This is a genomic window from Roseicyclus mahoneyensis, assembly GCF_003148775.1.
Classification (GTDB): Bacteria; Pseudomonadota; Alphaproteobacteria; order Rhodobacterales; family Rhodobacteraceae; genus Roseicyclus; species Roseicyclus mahoneyensis.
Genome location: NZ_QGGW01000019.1, coordinates 1 through 17,903 on the forward strand (window position 1 = coordinate 1; position 17,903 = coordinate 17,903).

Below are 17,903 nucleotides of genomic sequence, written 5' to 3' on the forward strand. Positions count from 1 at the left end.
ACAACCACCAGCGGCCCCATGCCGCCCATGGCGGACAGCCGCCCGCCGTGGTCTACTTCAACGCAACCCAAACCGATCAGCAGGTCCAGGCAGTAGCTTAAATCACCCTCGGAATCTGTCCAAGAGTTGGGGAGTAGCTCAATCCTTAATGTGGTTTCCGCGTCGGCATTCCATTCGGGCTCTGGCCAAGGTTCAGCACGGGCGAGGCTTGTTTCTTGCGCCCGTGGTTCTTGGGCCCTTTTAGCAAGGTTCGGATCAATCTTTGACGAACGACCAAATCTAACGTTCAGGTGCCCCACCCGGACAGCGTGATTTCTGATCGTTTCATCAGCGACTTTTGACCCCATGTCGCGACGAATAGTGTCGCAAGATTTCTGTTCTTTTCCGTTGGTGGTCAAAGCGTCACTATCAGCGCTTAATTATCTTTGGATGACGTGGCTCGGCCCCACGATCCAATGGATAATTTATATAAGAAAATAGACCATAAATTATAGTGTTTTAATAAATTACTGAAAATGTGATGCGAACATCCGCAGAGTAGGTGATGACATGAGCCATGCAGCACTTCTATGTGCTCGATGGAATTGTGTCGCTTGGATTTTGAATGACGGCAGAGCAGGCGTCCATCGGACAAAGTCCACCGGCAAGTAAGCGAGATCGGGTGCCCTTCAGGTGCTGAGAAACAGGTGGTTGGCATGAATGTCCAGCGAGGGCAGGTGGATACGCTGCTCATCCAGGAACTGATAAAGGTGCGCCTCGTCGGTTCGAACAAGATGCTGCGCCCATTCCTGCAAAGGTTGGAGACCTGGGAATTGCTACTGATAGTGCACATGCTGTCTGGCGACGGACGCTATGGAATCGAAGACTACCTCGAGAACCTGCAGACGCTGAAATGCACCCGGCTGACCATGCGGAACTTCATCCGCGATCGGATCGCTGAGGGGACGTTTCTTGTGACCAAGGGCGACAAGAAAAGCCGAAAGTCGCTCGCCCTCAGTGATGAGCTTCAGCGCGAGCTTGAGGAGTGTTTCGGCATGATCAAGAGCACGTCTGGTTACGGCGCAATCGGCATCCAGCTGCCGACGTTCCAAACGCAATCGAATTCAGAAATCAAGCTGTGAGGGGGTTCCCCATGAATGATCGACGCCAAGGTTTCGCGACCACAGCGGTTCGGCTCACCTTGTTGGTGGGCACATCACTGTCCTTGATGGCAGGTTGTGGGGCACGGATCGAACCGCTGGCCGACATGCAAGAAAGCGTAACCGGGGTCCTCGCGGCAGCTGCAGATCCAGCAGGCAACACTCGTCCTGCGGTCGCTCTCAACGGTGGTTTTCCGCAGGCCTTGCGTTCTGCCGTCGAGACGAGCCGAAGCTACCAGGTTGCACTTTCGCTGGAGCAACAAGCGTTGAGTGGCATCGGTATAGCGTCGAGCGTCCGTCGCCCTCAGCTGAATTCGAGCGGGACCGTCGGCGCCATCCGTGAAAGCGGAGACCTTGGATCGACAGACAGCGGCATTGCCGCCAACCTTACGGTTTCGCAGCTGCTCTATGATGCAGGAGCAAGCGCGGCCACGATCAATCAGGCCACCGCCGAAGCGATCTCTGCGCAAGCCGAGCGTCAAGGCGTTGCAAATGAGCTTGCGCTTGAGGCTGCACGTGCCTGGATCGATGTCTGGCAATATAGGGAACGTCTCGGTCTTCTGCGTTCCCGCACGCACGAAATGGAAGAGATCCTCTCGCAGATCGAACGCATGGCGTTGAACGGGATGCTTGATCGCGCGATGCTTGACGACGCCCGGCGCCAGATCGTCAGCATCTCGCTTGAAGAATCGCGGTTGCAGGCAGATCTGCGCGAAGCTCAGGTGCGGTTCGCCGCTATCTATAACGTCCGAGATGCGCGTGTGGACCGGCCGCAAGACCTGATCCCTGGCGCCCTTGCGCGACAAGAAGCGGCTCGCTGGCAAGAGGCCCCAAGCCTTCGCCGCGCAGCCGCCGACCTGATCATTGCACGCAACGAAGTGACCATCGCCGCGGCAGCCTTTCGTCCACGCGCACGGCTTCAGGCCGGGGTGAGCTCGCCGATGGACGACGAAGATACGAGCGACACCAGTGTCGGAGTCGCGATCGAGTACACGTTCGGGGATGGCGGACGCCGCCGCGCGCAGCTTGAGACCGCCGAAGCCCGGTTGGACGCGGCAACGTCCCGACTCGCCGAAAGCCAGTTGACCGTCGAGGCCGAACTGGAGGCTGCGATTGCCCAATTGGATGCCATCCAGCGTGCGATGCCACTGCTGAACGAGAATATTCGCCTCAGCCAGTCGGCAGCTCAAACCGCCCAGTCCCAAATTGCGACCGGTCAATCGAACCTCCGCCAACTTGTGGATGCGGAGATGGACAGCTACCGGTCCAGTGATCAGCAGATCGCCATGCAGGCCCAGAGGCTGTTGCTGCATCTCACAATAGCGGCTCGCACCGGCGCACTCGCCCGCGAGATAGGCCTCGATACGTCGCCGCAAGGCTGAGCGTGCCGTCCGCGAACCAATCAAGGAATGTTCAAAGTGTTCACTACCAGACGAAAGTCTCCTACTCCGATGGTGGAACAATCGCCTTCCGCCGATAGTGACGCGCAGCTTCAGATCGTTCTGGAAGACGAGCCAGATCGGATGGAAGAACCCGGTGCAGCGCCACCCGCACCGACTGAGGAAACGCTGATCCGGGCCGTTCAGGATATCCTGTCCCGCTCGGGTCTTGCTTTCTCTGAGGGTGCCGTGCGGGACCTGCCTGAGCTGACAAGCGAGCGGTTCGGCCCCGCGACAGCGGTCTCGGCCCTGCGACACGTCGGGTACGAGGCAAGCTTCGGGGAGATGCCTGTTGCAGAGCTTCATACGTCGCACTGCCCAGCCATCGGATTTCTCAAAAGCGGTGAGGCTGTGGTCGTCGCGTCGATCGACCCTGCCGATGGCGTCCTTTTGCGCCGCTTCGAGTCCCACGGGTCCAGTGTGGACGAGACCTGCGACCTGTCCAGTCTGCCAAACCTCCTGTCTCCGTTCGTGATCCTTGCCCGCAGACAACATGCCGCCGCCAAGCCGAAGGGAAAGAACGACTGGTTCTGGGGATCGCTCCTTCAGGGGAAATGGCTGTATCTTCAGGTGATCGCCGCGGCATCCGTAACCAATTTCCTGGGCCTTTCGACCTCTCTCTTCATCATGGTCGTCTATGATCGTGTCGTTCCCAACGAGGCGATCGAATCCCTCATTGCTCTGACCATTGGTGTCGTGATCGCCCTGGGCTTCGATTTCATCATCAAGTCGTTGCGCGCCCAGTTTGTCGACCGGGCCGGAAAACGCGCGGATGCCCGCATGTCGCGGCTGATCTTCGACAAGATCTTGAACATGAAGCTTGACGGGCACCGCCAGAAGGCCGGCGCGATGGCCAGTATCGTGCGGGAATTCGACACGCTTCGCGAGTTTTTCACTTCGGCCACCCTGATCGCCGTTGTCGACCTGCCGTTCATTTTCCTGTTCATCTGGGTGATCTCGTTGATCGCCGGGCCGCTGGCGCTCGTGCCCCTGATCGCCGTGCCTTTGGTCATTCTGTCCGGCCTCGCCATCCAGCCCTTTCTGGCACGCATTGCCGAGGGCTCTATGCAGAGCAACATGTCCAAGCAGGGCGTGCTGGTCGAAACGCTGAACGGACTTGAAACCGTGCAGGCGACCGGGTCGGGCCGCCTGATGCGGCGGCGGTTTGAAGAAGCGTCCGACGCCCAGTCGGACCTCGGCTTGCGCAGCCGGATGTTGTCGCAATTCGCCATCAATGCGGCAGCTTCGATCCAGCAGGTCGCGCAGGTCGCGACGATCTTCTACGGCGTGTTCCTGATTCAGGACGGCACCATCACCATGGGGGCCATGATCGCCGCCGTGATCCTTGGGGGGCGGACGCTCGCACCCCTGTCCCAACTTGCTGCCGCGATGTCGCGTGCCAATGCCGCACGGCAGGCCTACCGATCCCTGTCTGCGGTCATGAAAGACGACAGCGATGGAATGGATGACATCCAGCCGAGGCTCAGCCGCCCCCACCTGAACGGAACGATCGAACTCAAGAACGTCAGCTATTCGTTTGCGGGGGCGAACAGCCCCATCATTCGCAACCTCTCGCTCAAGATACCGGTCGGGCAGAAGGTGGCCATTGTCGGCCGCATGGGGTCGGGCAAGTCGACCTTGTCACGTCTCATTGCCGGTCTGATCGAACCCAGCGAAGGCGCCGTGCTGATCGACGGTGTCGACTTGCGCCAGATCGACAAGTCGGACGTCCGGCGCAACATCGGCGTGATGCTGCAAGACACCTGGCTTTTCTCGGGCACGGTGAAAGAAAATCTGCAGATGGGCTTCTACGAATATGACGACACGCATTTGCTGAACATCGCAAAGGTCTCGGGCGTCGATGATTTCGTGTCTGGTCATCCTCAGGGCTACGACATGGAACTGCGCGAGCGGGGGGAAGGGTTGTCCGGTGGGCAACGGCAGTCGATCAACCTGACGCGTGCGCTCCTCCACGATCCCAGCATCCTTGTCCTCGACGAGCCGACAAGCTCGATGGACACGGCGACGGAAAGGGCCGTGATCGACCGGTTGAAAGTCTGGTCTGAGAAAAAGACCATGGTGATGATCACGCATCGCAACACACTTCTGGATCTCGCCGATCGCGTGCTGGTCGTCGACCGCGGGGCTGTTGTCACCGACACGACGCCGGACAAGATCCGGGCACAGGCACGGTAGGGCAGGAACATGTCTGACATCGATTTCAAACGACTCTCGCGCGAAATGTCCGGCCGCGAGGGGTTGGCGGGCTCGACCATCCTTGTCACCATCGTCGCGCTGATCGCACTTCTGGTCATCTGGGCCAACTGGGCGGAACTCGACAACGTCACGCGGGGCGAGGGGCGCATTGTCTCCTCGGTCCAGAACCAGCTTGTGCAAGCAGCCGAAGGCGGAGTGATCCTGCGCCGCTTCGTGTCGGAGAACACTATCGTGGCCGAAGGCGACGTGATGTTCGAAATCGATCCGATCGATGCCAGCAGCGACTTCAACCGGCTGAGCCAACGCATTGCTGCCTTGGATATCAAGGAACTCCGTCTTGTGGCCGAGATCGAAGGGACCGAGTTGTCCATCCCCCCAGATCTCGCCGCAGTGTCGCCGACCGTCGCTCTGACCGAGCAAAGCCTTTTCGCTGCCCGCCGGGCGGAACTGGCAGGCCAGCTATCGGTGCTCGAGCAGCGCCTGCAGCAACGCCGCCAAGACATGGCCGGGGCCGAGAGCAGCCTTGGAACGTCGGAACGTACCGCAGGGTTCCTTGAGGAAGAGATTGCCGTCGTCGAGCCGCTGGTCCGTGAGAATATCGCGCCCGCCACCCGGTTGCTGGAACTGCAGCGCGAACTCGAGCGTACGCGTGGCGAAAGGGACCGCGCGGCCGTCGCCATCAGTCAGGCGCAATCGGGAATGGTCGAACTGGAGACCGAGATCGTGAATGCGCGTGACAATTACAGGCTCCGCGCGGTGGATGAACTCAACAGTGTCGTTGCCGAACAAAGCGAGCTGCGCGAGTCCATGCCAATGTTGCAGGAACGCATCAGTCGCACCGTGATACGCGCGCCCATGGAAGGCATCATCAATCAGTTGAACTTCCGCACACCCGGCGGGTATGTGAATACCGGCGACGTGGTGCTGGAACTGGTCCCGACCGGTGAAGCATTGATCATCGAAGCCCGCATCCGCCCACAGGACATTTCTCGCATCCGCGTCAACGATGCCGTGCGCATCCGGCTGTCAGCCTATGATTCCGCGCGCTACGGTACTGTCGACGGCCGGGTGACCAGCATCAGCGCCGACGCTGTGGTCGCCGATGGGGGCAGTGGAGAAAGCCATTACCTTGCCGAGGTGGCCATAGAGAGCGAGCTGACCCTAGAAGGTGAGACCGAACCGGTCATACTTATTCCGGGCATGACTGCGACGGTCGATGTCTTGTCGGGCAAGCGCACGGTTCTGGAATACATCTGGCAACCGATCGCCCGTGTTCAGGAACTGGCCCTGCGGGATTGACGGGCGCGCGCAGCGAGGCGTCGGACTCCATCTTCATGGAGGGCCTATGGCGGTCTCTGACGTATGCAAGCGTCCACCTGCAAGCCTGGAAAATCGGGTCGTAAGTCAAGGCGGCAGTTGCGCGTTGGATCAGCTTCTACACCCACCAGCGGCCCCACGCCGCCCTTGGCGGACCGTCGCCCGCCGTCGTGTAAATGAACCGCATCTAAGCATCAGCAGGGAGTAGCTTGAATTCCTCCGAAACCTGTCCAGGGATGAGGGGTTAGCTCATGACACCATACCTTGAATGCCAATTCATGAGCATTCGGTTGCTGATACCAGGCTGACGGCACGGCACGCCTTTACCGCCCCCTCCATAACGCTGCGCAACAATGACACGCGCTTCGGTAAAACGGTTCTTCTTCATCGGAATCAGCTCATCCCGCTTGTCCAAGAAACTTTGGATCTGCATCCTCAGAACCACGTCAGAGAATGGCGGACATGAAATTACCCTGCGGATTTTATCATCGAATTTAACTTATAAAAATAAGTTCGGAATTTCGCTAAAGACCTGAGAATTGCGTCGACATAGTAGATGACTGCACAGGTTGATTTCTCAGGCAAATCACGTGTGCAGTACAACGAACGCGAACGGGCAAAAGTAGCAGTAAATGCAGAATGTTTCTAGGATACCGCGGTGTTTTCAGGGGCTGTTCAGTGATCGCACTGTACTGCTTTCTGACATCATTCCAGTAGCCAAGCGTTTCGAGCCGATGTCTTGCAGGGACGGTATTGCCGCGAGCTATCTCGCTTCGCCGCCCTCGGCGATCAGAGCTTTGAATGACGTGTGCCCCTCTGTTTCGGCTATCGCGAGCAATCTGAATGCGCCGAAACTTAGTGCGAGTGATCGTCGAAGGATACGACACCGATTTTCCCAGCCTCTGTTGCCAGAGGCGGGAGCCAAATCAAAAAGTTTTCTCGCGGAAGCGCATCAAGCGCGTTCCGCCGATCTCGTATCTGAGGTCAACGCTAACCCGGGCGGCCAGCGAGCTGTCTGGATGACATTAACCCACAAGACCGAGCAGCGCCGCTGCGATGCGATGCAAAAGAGGGAAGACCTAAACCATGGCTAAAAAAATCGAGAATGTTGCGATGTTCGTTGTCTGCGAAGCTGATGAACTGAAGTTTGCTTCGTATGCTGTCGAAGGAGCCGTTCGCGTTGCGCCAGTTTATCTCGACGGTGAGTGCCTTGAGGGCGTCTACTCGGAAGTGAAGACTGGCTCGATTGACGGCATGATTTCGGGTGTCACGCTTTCGGGTGAGCGCGCTGAGGTCCCGGCAGGCATCGAAGCCCGTAACTCGGTGCTGAAAAAATGGTCTGAGGCAGCCAAGAAGGCGAGCAAAGCCCAAAAGGCTGGGATGTCTTCGATCATGCTGCTGTCTCTCGCAGCGTGCGGCGGTGGCGGCGGCTCCGCTGTCGAGGTGACAACTTCTACGATCACTCAGACTGGGGATGTAGTTCGGATTTCCAACGCGTCGTCTGGCGCGGTTATCTCGGTTGCGGATCTGACAAACGGGCCGGACATTCTTTCTAACGTGACTGTGACCGCGACAGGGTCGGGTACTTTGACGTTTGATTTCGCGCATGTTGAGGACAGCGTGGTTCTGTCTGCAAACAGCACGTTCTCCGGCTTCACCACGATTGCAGTGCAGGGTGGCACAGTCGACTTCACGGCGCTGCCGACTGGCGCGCTGTCGGGCATTCGTATCATCGAGATCAATTCCGGCGCCATTCTCACCTTTGATCAGTTCACCCAACTGAACTCGGTGACCGGCGGCAACTCCAGCGAACTGACCGTTATTGTTGAGACGGTTGAGCAAGCCCTGATTGTTCACGGGTCCCAAAAGGTCAATGTAAACGATCTCTCGATCACAACCGACGTTCCTCTTGCTGACATAACGGTTGCTCAGGCGGCGTCGCTCGTTGGAACCGGTGTCTTCGACGGTGAATTCACGATCAAGGATACCGCAACCGCCATTCTGAACGCGGGTGACGCGGTGATCGGTGCGGCATCGGACATCGTTGTCACCGGTACGGAGTTCACCCAAGAGCAGGTTGATGCGCTGGGGCTGATCGGCGCCACGTTCGCTGACGAATTTACTGTTTTCGGCCAGATCTTTGTTCTGACGGACAGCTCTGACTTCCTTGTCGGTGGCGACGGCAACGATATCTTCATTGGTCGTGCGGGGCTGGATAATGATAACCCGTCCGCCAGCGCGACAGGTGATGACGTCCTTGATGGGGGCGCAGGCTACAACACGCTCCGCGTCTCTTTGTACAAGTCCGATGACGATCCGGGCCTGTTGCCGCAGACCACGAACATCCAGCGACTGGAAGTTACTACCAACTATGATGACCTGTGGTCTGTAGCTGGAATGGATGGCCTTGAGGTCATCGCGCTGATCAATACGCTGCCCAGAACCAATACTCGATCTGCAGAGTTTGAAGGCTTCTCTGCGTTGGTTGATGCCGAGCTTAACAACACAAACCAAGAGCTTGAGCTCAGGTATAGTGCAGGTCTGGCCTCGGGTGACGCAGATGAAACGACGCTGACGCTGTCTGCAGCAAGAGGAAATGATTTTTACGGCTTCGCTGGCGCTCAGTTTCGTGTCGACCTTCAGAACGGTGAAGCCATTGAAACCTTGAACGTGGTCTCCACTGGTCCAATCGACAACGTTGTCCGCATCACCGGGAACGCAAGCTACGAGACACTGAATTTCTCGGGTGGCCGCGATCTTCTGGTGGAGGGTTTCGATAACCAAAATACGGTCACAACGATCACGACCTCTGGCGCGGCAGTCGATCTTACTGACGCTGCTCTCGACTTCTCCAGCCTCGAAGTCATCGACGCATCCAACAGCACGGGCGGTCTGTCTGTGTTCTCCTCCAGTAGTCTCCTTGAAACCATTGCCGGCGGCGCTGGCGATGATGATTTTGAGCTGACGGACGCCGTCGCCGTGGCAGAGATTCACATGGGCGAAGGTGACAACCGCCTTGTGATCGGAAACATCGATACGGCTGCGGGTATCCTTGGCACGACCGTGACGGCTGGGTCCGGTGACGATACCATCGAGCTTGGGAACAATTTTTCCTTCGCTGAAGGCTTCCTGACTGTGGACGCTGGAGCCGGGGACAACACGGTCAGAGCCAACGCTGTTGGCGACGTCACAGTAACGACCCTCGATGGTGATGACACCATTGGCGTCACCTCTAGCGCGGATGTCGTCATCAACGCCGGTGCAGGTGTGAACGACATCGATGTGTTTGCTTTAGGCGATGTTGATGTCACCACGCTGGAAGACAATGATGACATTAATGTCCAGGCCGATGGCAATGTTGTGATCAACGCAGGTGCAGGCGATAACCGTGTGATTGCGGTTTCTGTCGACAGCAACGTTGATATCACGACACTGGATGGAGACGATGTAATCAATGCTTTCGCTGGTGAAGGAGGCAATGATGTCGCACGCCAGATCACCGTAGATGCGGGCGGCGGCAACAATATCGTTATTGCCGTATCCGGTGATCCAGACGCAGACATACTCTTCGACGCTGACGTGACCGTCACGACCGGCAGCGGCAACGACTCGATACTTGCAGCAACCAGCGGCGGTGATGTGGTTGTGACATCTGCTGGTGGCGACAATTATGTGGCGGCAGCAACGGATGCGACGGTGACCGTCACGACCGGTGAAGGCGACGATCATGTCGACGTAACTTGGGCGTCCTTGACGGCTGAGGGAAGCGCTGTTGCCTTGGGTGACGGGACCAATACCCTCGGCATCCTCGATGGCACTGCCGAGCAGTTGCTCGACGTGATCGGGTTTGGCGAAGACGACCTTGCGGTAACCAGCGATGAAACCTGGCTTAACGCGTTTGACGCTGCCGAATTGCCGGTGACCGGCACGGTTGATCGTCTGGAACTGTTGAACGCCTTCGATCTCAACGGATCGGTTGATCTGGATGTGTCGGGTTTCGAGGGCGATGTTTCCGAGATCTTCTTTGGCGATGTCGACAGCAGCGCAGGTGAAGACAGTCAAATCGACTTCACCATTCAGGGGATGGCCGCTGACGCACTGATCCAGTCGGGGGATCACTTCGATCTCGATGCAAGCAACGGTGAAAATGCGGGCCGTCTGACAGTCGAGGGTGCCACCAGCATCACGATCGAAGCCAGCGTCGCGCACAGTTCAGGTGAAGACGCACCCACTGTCGTTTCGGACCGTGCAGGCACGTGGACGGATGGTACGTTCACCGTGGCTGATGGCTTCAACGACAACGATGGTTCCGTCAGGTTCAACCTCGGCGTAGGAAACGCGACGCTGACCTCGTTGAATGTGGCTGCTGGTGGCCAAATCAATGTGTTCTTGAGCGACAATGACGACACCGTGGCGTTCAATGTTGGTTCGATTAATCTGTATTCCGACACCAGTGACGCGGAGCTGTCGATTGGAGACAATGTTGGCACAACCATAGATATCGGTTCGGTAAACATTGAAAGTGCTGGCGATGCCGATATGGATATCAGGAGCAATGCTGGCTCCACGATTACTGTCGGTGACGTTTCTCTTCTTTCGAACAGTAGCGATGCTGAGATGAATGTTGACAACGGTGCCGTGAGTGACGGTTCGGTGACAAACATCAGCGTTGGGAATGTTACTGTCGTTGCCGCGGGTGATGCGGATTTCGAAATTGACAACAACAAAGCCATCAACGGCACGACTGTAAATATTGTTATGGGCAACGTTGACGTTGATGCCGGTTCAGATGCTGACCTGGAAATTGACGACAATGAGGCCGTGAATCTCTCAACGATGGCAATCGAGGTTGGCAACGTAGAGTTGACTACGTCTGGCTCTGACGGTGATGCGATCTTCGATATTACTGACAGCCTTTCAAGCGCACGTTCGAACTTGGAAATCGTCGTCGGTAATGTGACGATGAGTGCGGACGGAAGTGATGCAGAAGCTGTGTTCCAGATCGACCATAACGAAGCAGATATGAACTCGCAGATGGACATCACCGTCGGTAACGTTGTTGCCAGTGCTGGTGATGATGCCGAATTCGATATCGAAGACAACGACGCGAGAAATGGGTCGGTTGTGTCAATTAATGTTGGCGATGTTACGCTTACTTCCGCGACCGAAGACGCGGAACTCGAAATCGATAACAACGGTGCAACTGACAACTCGATAATGGACATCACCGTCGGTAACGTTGTTGCCAGTGCTGGTGATGATGCTGATTTTGATATCGACTTTAACGATGCTCGTGACGAGTCAACGGTGAACATTGAGGTTGGTTCTGTTACACTAATCTCAACTTTGGATGAGGCCGAATTTAAAATTGGCCAAAACGGCGCAAGTGACGGCTCCGAAATGAATATCACGGTTGGTGCTGTTTCGCTCTCTGGTAGCGATGCAGATTTCCGTATCCTTGGGAATGACGCCTCGGATGACTCTTCTGTAACAATCAACGTTGCTATGGCAGAAGGAGAGATGGTCAACATCGCTGCTGATGGCAACGTCTTCTTCGAGATCTCGGACAACGATGCTAATGGCTCTTTCGGTGACATATCTACACTAGAGATCAACGTCTCTGACGTGACGATTACTGCGGGCAGCGATGCTGTCTTCACAATTAACACTAATAACACTAACGATGCTGATGTTTTCGGATCGGATAGTTCTGCCACCGTTACCATCAACGTGGGCGAAGTTACGATCGGAACCTCGGATGATGCGATTGGTGGGTCCGCTGTCTTTAGTGTAAGTGACAACTCGGCTTTTGCGCAGGTTGGATCATTTGGATCCGACGCCGATGCTACTGTTAATATAACAGTTGGTGCGGTCGCCATGAATGCTGTGTCGAATGTTGACTTCTCCATCGTGGATAACGACGCTTCCGCCTTCGGTAGAGCTGCTGAGGCGACTGTGAATATCACAGTTGATACGATCGATATCGTTTCGGGTTCCGACGTTGACTTCGACATCGTTAACAACTCTGTTTTTGGCGAAGACAGCGATGTGTTCGTAACCACTGGCAACATCTCGATTGCAGCCGGTAATGATGTCGACTTCTTTGTAGATGGAGAGGACAGCACAGAGGTAACCTTGGGCGAAACGGTGACGATCACCGCTGGCCTGGATGTCGTCGGGGCGAACAATGTCAGCTCGCTCGTCGACATCTTCATGAATGACGTCTCGGGTGCGAATGTTGTAACCGTTACCGCCAACTCCAACGGCACTGGTTCTGGTGATATCTTCGGCATCTTTGATGATACGACTGAGATGCATACGTTGAATGTCTCGGGTACCAATGCAGAGCTCTACTTCTTCGATACGATGGGCTCGGATGATGACGGGAACTTCACCCTCGATCTGTCCGGTATGACGGGAAGTTTTGGAGCCGGTGGTGCGGAAGCATATAACCCAGAAGGTACCTTCGGTTTTGCGGGCGACATCGACGACGGTACATATGTCGTGAATGTAGGCGCTGTTTTCGCCGGTGCAGTGTTTGTGCGGGTCGGAACGGGCGATCTGATCTACAACGCTCAGTCGTCGAGCTTTGGGCCGAATGGATCGAATGATGCTGATTGGTACTATGACGGGGTAAATGCATCTAGCGACTGGTTCGGTGAGGAAGGTTGGTTCTCGTTGGGCAACGGGCTTGATTTAGAGCCTGTTGCAAGGATCCAAACGATCACACCTTTTGATGACACCACTAGTAACGACGAAAACAACACGATAAGTTTCACCACAGTTTCTGGGCAAACCTATGGCGTGCGTGAAATTGATGTTATTTCCGGGAGCGACGTTGACTTCGAAGTTCAGTGGGCCAAGTTTGATGGCACTCACTTCGGCCCGTGGAATGAAACTTATAACTCAACCATTGCCAGCGAGATGGGTGTAAGTTCTGTAAATTGGTTTGGGAGCGGGAATATCGTAATCGTGGGCCAAGCTGATGGATCATCCTTTGATCAGGTCATTCAGGCAACTCAAATCGTTGACGACAGTAGCCCGGTCGATATCAACCTCAATCTGAACATCACGTCGGGTGATCGTCCTGACGACGGTCAAGGCAATGATGCCAGCGAAGTGTTCCAGTTCGTTGGTGACGATATCGGTGAAGTGGTGATCGGTGGCTTCAACGCGAATGCGATCCGCGTCGATACCAATGGGATCGATTATCTCGACTTCTCTGCTTATGCGGGTGTGAACCAACTGTCTGATCTTGTCTTCTTCACGGACGAGACGTCGTTGGCTCTTGGTGACGATGGTTACTTCAACGACGTCATCATCACCTCCAGTGCCTTCGATGGATCTATTCGATTGGTCGGTCTGGCGGAGTATGATGGATGGCAGGCAGCCTTGAACAGCAGCATCATCTTCGATTAATTCGAGTTGGTCTGACTGCGAAGACTGGTTTTTTGTGGCGGCGGCTCCCGCGCCGTCGCCACAATCTTGGTTTTGGAAAAGGGGGATCAATCCCCCCTTTTTCAGTTCATGACGCAGCCGTCGGTTTTCTTTGCCCTAACAGGTACCTTTGTTCTCTGGCGCGCGTCCTTCGTTATGAAGATGTAATTCCCCATGGCTAAGCGCAAACCGCGCCACAAACAGACCCCGAAACATTCAAAGCCGGTAAAGGCAGTGGTACTTTCTGGTCAGCGCCGGGTTGCATCGGCGCAGGAATTGCTTGGAGATTCGCTCGAGATGCTAAAGGCAACGGGCGTTTCGGCGGCGGTCGCTGAAATCGAGCGTGTTGCTGCCCGATTTGGGGCGACCAACCTGCCCATGGGGCAGCTTTTGCTTTTTCTGGCCAAATCGGTGATCGACCATCATCCAAAACTCGCTCTTGACGTATGCCTGCATGCGCAGTCGCTTGAAAACGCGCCGATTGAGGCAACTTTGATTGCGGGTTCCTTACAAGACCGCTTGGGTGATCGGATTGGCAGTCAGGCTTCTATGCGTGTGATCATTGAGTCCGATGCGGCGGAACCGTTGCAAAAGTTGCGAGCTGCCAATCTATTAGTGCGTTTCGGTGATCAGGAAGTGGCTCTAAACGCCGCCCGCGTTGCGTTCGCCGCCATGGGGCGGCCAATCGAACATGCGGCCACGCTTCTCTATATTGCGCAAGTGACAGCGGATTGGCATCTCGTTGCTGAACTTACGGATCAATTGCGGGCGGGATATAACGCAGGTCTTATCGAGCAGATCAATGAAGCGCCAAGAACGCATCTCTTGTGGTGTGACGATGAGGCCTTGAACTTGAAGGTACTGAATCTGTGGTCGAAGCGGAACCTCCCTGATCCGATCCGGCCCTCGCCCGAACCTGAGCCCCTTACGGGCCGCAGGCTACGGATTGGGTATCTATCGAGCGACTTCCGCGAGCATCCGACGGCACGGCTTATCTTGGGCGTGTTGCGCCATCACGATCGGTCGCAGGTTGAGCTGTTCATGTATTGCAGCGGCTGGGATGATGGATCGCAGCTGCGCAAGGATGTAGAGCAGCAGTTCGAAAACATCCACTCGGTTGCTGCGCTAAGCGACGAGGCTGCGGCGGATCTGATCCGATCGCATCAGGTTGATGTTCTGATCGAGCTAAACGGTCCGACACGTGCGCACCGTATGGGCATCCTGCGCCACAGGCCTGCACCGGTGCAGATCGATTATCTCGGATGGCCGGGCAGTGTAGGTGGCCGAGTCGTCGACTACGTCATTGGTGATGAACACACGGTGCCTGTCGGCGCGGAACGGCTTTATCCGGAGAAAGTAATACGGCTTCACCCGACGTATCAGGCTAATGATCATGCCATGTTCAAGCGTGCTCCAAAGCCGACCCGGAAAGAGGTCAGCCTACCCGAAGATCCATCGCTGCAGATCCTTGGCATGTTCAACGCGATCAACAAAGTGCATCAGCAGGTCTGGGATACATGGATGCAGATTCTGCGGGATGTGCCAAATTCGATGTTGTGGATGCTTGACCCAGGTCCCGCGGCGCGCAAGTCGATCGCACAGGCAGCACAGAAGGCAAGGGTGCCGGTGTCGCGGATACTGGCGTCACCGAAGCTTCCCCACGCTTTGCATTTGGCAAGGATACAGTGCTGTGACTTGATGCTGGATCCTTGGCCCTACGGTGGCCATACCTCGACGGCAGATGCACTGTTTTCCGGCGTCCCTGTCCTGGCGATGGAGGGCAACAACTTCGCCAGCCGCGTGAGCGCGGGGTTGCTGCGCGCGGCAGGGCTTGACAGCATGGTTTGCAAAACACCGGACGCCTACGTCTCTCGGGCAGTAGAGCTATTGCACAATCCCGCCGCATTAGACGCTATGCGGGAGCAACTTATGGAGCACGGCCAGATCAGGTCGGTGTTTGACACTGCATCACGAACGCGGCAGTTAGAACTGGCTTATCGGGTTGCGGTGGACAGGGCATGTCAGGGTCTGCCGCAACAACACTGCACTCTGGCGCTGGCGGCACCGCAAAATAATAGTAGCGCTCAGTTGACTAGTGTTTCGCGAGCTAGATCTGATGTTAAATCAGAGCGTCTGTGCAATTCCGAACTGGTTTTGGTTGCATCCGCCGTAAGGTCCGCAAGCAAGGTGTCGAAGTGCACGAATGGAAGTGAACAAAAGATACCCATGGTCTTGGTTTGTGGCCCTTGGAGTAGTGGAACTTCAGCTGTGGCGGGAATGCTCGCAAACGCCGGGCTTCAGGCACCGGGTCCGTACGTGAAGGTCAATGACCCACAAACAAGCGCGACCTACGAGATGAAGGCCTTCCAGGGGGTATTAAGGGAACTGGCCTCGGAGCAGACACTCCGGAAACTCACCACACCGTTGGTGGCTCTACAACGTCTTTGCCAGTTTCGCGATGAAGTCCTGAGCCAAGCCATCTCGCGTGCACCCGAAGCACCGCCTCTTATGCTCAAGCATGGCCTGGCGTCGCTATTCTTGAAAGAGCTGTGTGCCTTGTTTGAGGTCCGCCTCGTTGGCGTGCTACGCCCACATGAGGACATCGAAGCGACCCGGGTCCGCCGCAACTGGTTGCCCGGCCTGGGCCAGCAAGGCGCTGAAGTGCTTTACCGCGCTTTGTTCGACCATCTTGTGAATTCCCAGACGCCGTTTCATCTGGTGCGATATCCGGAGTTGCTGGCTGCACCGTCTGCTGAGTTCGACAGGCTTATGACGTTTTGCGGAGTTTCGCCGATCGACGCGCAGAGGCAAGCAGCGTTGGCGTTCGTGGATCGGCCGGCGAGTGCGCAGGGGAAAAAATGATCTCTCACCATCACCAAACGCTGTTTGTACATATACCTAAGTGCGGCGGCCAAAGCATCGAGCACGCCTTTCTGAACGCAATGGGCCTGACCTGGAAAAACCGCGCCCCTTTGCTACTGCGTCCCCGAGTCGAGGGTGAAATTGCGCCGCCGCGCTTGGCGCACCTGCTGTTGGAGGAATATGTGAACAATTGCTACATCAGCAACGCGCTCTATCGGAACTATTTCAAGTTCGCGGTCGTGCGCAACCCGTACGACCGTCTAGTGTCATTATACCACTACCTAAACCTTTTTGAGCACAAGGGTCTGAATGCCTTTGTGCAAGAAAACCTGACCTCTATCCTGAAGCCGACGCACCCGAGCCACTGGTTTTTTAGGCCGCAGGTCGACTACCTTCAAAGCCCTGCCGGACAATCCGGCCTCGATGCAGTATATCGACTCGAAAGTCTCAAACAAGCATGGTTAGAAATTGCCGAAAAGGCGGCGCTCGGTGCGGTTGAACTGCCACACGTTAATAAGTCGCATTCACGCGTCGGCGGGGCCAAAGAGACGCTGTCAGAAACTTCCCGAGAGATTATCCGTTCGGCCTACAGCGCTGATTTTAAAAAATTTTCAGATTATAGCTAGGGTCAGGACCTATTGATCTGCTTGAAACCGCTGCGGCTGAATGATTCAAGCTCCCGAACTGACGGGGGTGGTGATGAGCAACCTATTCTGGCTGACAAAAGAGCAAATGGAGCGGCTCCGGCCGTTCTTCCCGAAGAGCCATGGCAAGCCGCGCGTCGATGATCGGCGCGTCCTGAGCGGCATAATCTTCATCAACCGCAATGGGTGGCGGTGGTGCGATGCGCCTCGCGAGTATGGTCCACCGAAGACCCTCTACAACCGCCGGAAGCGATGGAGCGACATGGGGGTCTTTGCCCGTATGATGGTGGGGCTGGCCTCCGAAGGCGGCGAGGACAAGGTTGTCATGATCGATGCAACTTACCTGAAGGCGCACCGCACGGCCTCGAGCCTGCGGGCGAAAAAGGGGGGCCAGACAATCAGCGCGGGCGGCTGATCGGCCGCACGAAGGGCGGTTTGAACACGAAGCTGCACGCCGTAGCTGACGCGATGGGCCGACCGCTGCGGTTCTTCATGACCGCGGGCCAAGTCAGCGACTACACCGGAGCGGCGGCCCTCTTGGACAGCCTGCCCGCCGCCGAATGGTTGATCGCCGACCGGGGCTACGACGCCGACTGGTTCAGGGAAGCATTGAAGGGCAAAGGGATAAGACCCTGCATCCCGGACCGGACGTCACGCGGCAAGCCCGTCCGATACGACAAGCGCCGCTACAAACGGCGCAACAGGATTGAGCTACTCCCCAACTCTTGGACAGATTCCGAGGGTGATTTAAGCTACTGCCTGGACCTGCTGATCGGTTTGGGTTGCGTTGAAGTAGACCACGGCGGGCGGCTGTCCGCCATGGGCGGCATGGGGCCGCTGGTGGTTGT

The 17,903-nt window shown here is 56.4% G+C and carries 10 protein-coding genes; 9 read left to right on the plus strand and 1 reads right to left on the minus strand.

Annotation, left to right across the window (positions count from 1 at the left end; all coding sequences use genetic code 11):
- Positions 1 to 398, minus strand: a 398-nt coding sequence (locus tag C7455_RS20395) for a hypothetical protein (protein ID WP_211315527.1), incomplete at its 3' end; no start/stop codon positions are given.
- A gap of 318 nt (positions 399 to 716) precedes the next feature.
- Here C7455_RS20395 and C7455_RS19460 point away from each other — a divergent pair.
- The 9 genes from C7455_RS19460 to C7455_RS19500 all read left to right on the plus strand — a co-directional run.
- Positions 717 to 1,121 (plus strand): hypothetical protein, encoded by a 405-nt coding sequence (locus tag C7455_RS19460; protein WP_146200054.1) that lies wholly within the window; start codon positions 717 to 719, stop codon positions 1,119 to 1,121.
- An 11-nt stretch (positions 1,122 to 1,132) separates the two neighbouring features.
- Entirely contained in the window at positions 1,133 to 2,521 is a 1,389-nt protein-coding gene (locus C7455_RS19465) for a TolC family protein (protein ID WP_109671101.1), read from the plus strand.
- A 36-nt stretch (positions 2,522 to 2,557) separates the two neighbouring features.
- Positions 2,558 to 4,774: a type I secretion system permease/ATPase gene (locus C7455_RS19470; protein WP_245904435.1), complete on the plus strand. Its 2,217-nt coding sequence runs from the start codon at positions 2,558 to 2,560 to the stop codon at positions 4,772 to 4,774.
- A gap of 9 nt (positions 4,775 to 4,783) precedes the next feature.
- Positions 4,784 to 6,094 (plus strand): HlyD family type I secretion periplasmic adaptor subunit, encoded by a 1,311-nt coding sequence (locus C7455_RS19475; RefSeq protein ID WP_109671104.1) that lies wholly within the window; start codon positions 4,784 to 4,786, stop codon positions 6,092 to 6,094.
- Between the two features lie 650 nt (positions 6,095 to 6,744).
- The gene (locus C7455_RS20005; RefSeq protein WP_146200055.1) at positions 6,745 to 7,206 is read left to right on the plus strand and encodes a hypothetical protein; all 462 of its coding nucleotides are present in this window, start codon (positions 6,745 to 6,747) and stop codon (positions 7,204 to 7,206) included.
- Entirely contained in the window at positions 7,199 to 13,531 is a 6,333-nt protein-coding gene (locus C7455_RS19485) for a beta strand repeat-containing protein (RefSeq protein ID WP_146200056.1), read from the plus strand. The genes C7455_RS20005 and C7455_RS19485 overlap by 8 nt, the downstream gene beginning before the upstream one ends.
- A 192-nt stretch (positions 13,532 to 13,723) precedes the next feature.
- Complete coding sequence (locus C7455_RS19490; protein ID WP_211315528.1) at positions 13,724 to 16,411, plus strand: O-linked N-acetylglucosamine transferase, SPINDLY family protein; 2,688 nt, start codon at positions 13,724 to 13,726, stop codon at positions 16,409 to 16,411.
- Positions 16,408 to 17,037 (plus strand): sulfotransferase family 2 domain-containing protein, encoded by a 630-nt coding sequence (locus C7455_RS19495; RefSeq protein ID WP_109671109.1) that lies wholly within the window; start codon positions 16,408 to 16,410, stop codon positions 17,035 to 17,037. The genes C7455_RS19490 and C7455_RS19495 overlap by 4 nt, the downstream gene beginning before the upstream one ends.
- A gap of 73 nt (positions 17,038 to 17,110) precedes the next feature.
- A protein-coding gene (locus tag C7455_RS19500; RefSeq protein ID WP_425450657.1) for an IS5 family transposase occupies positions 17,111 to 17,903 on the plus strand; the annotation gives its coding sequence in 2 pieces (ribosomal slippage) (positions 17,111 to 17,447 and positions 17,447 to 17,903; 794 coding nt annotated over the 2 pieces). This gene is flagged as partial in the annotation.

Coding starts and splice junctions, on each gene's coding strand:
- C7455_RS19485 (WP_146200056.1), top strand. CDS start 7,199: ATGGCTAAAAAAATCGAGAATGTTGCGATGTTCGTTGTCTGCGAAGCT.
- C7455_RS19490 (WP_211315528.1), top strand. CDS start 13,724: ATGGCTAAGCGCAAACCGCGCCACAAACAGACCCCGAAACATTCAAAG.
- C7455_RS19495 (WP_109671109.1), top strand. CDS start 16,408: ATGATCTCTCACCATCACCAAACGCTGTTTGTACATATACCTAAGTGC.
- C7455_RS19475 (WP_109671104.1), top strand. CDS start 4,784: ATGTCTGACATCGATTTCAAACGACTCTCGCGCGAAATGTCCGGCCGC.
- C7455_RS19465 (WP_109671101.1), top strand. CDS start 1,133: ATGAATGATCGACGCCAAGGTTTCGCGACCACAGCGGTTCGGCTCACC.
- C7455_RS20005 (WP_146200055.1), top strand. CDS start 6,745: ATGCAGAATGTTTCTAGGATACCGCGGTGTTTTCAGGGGCTGTTCAGT.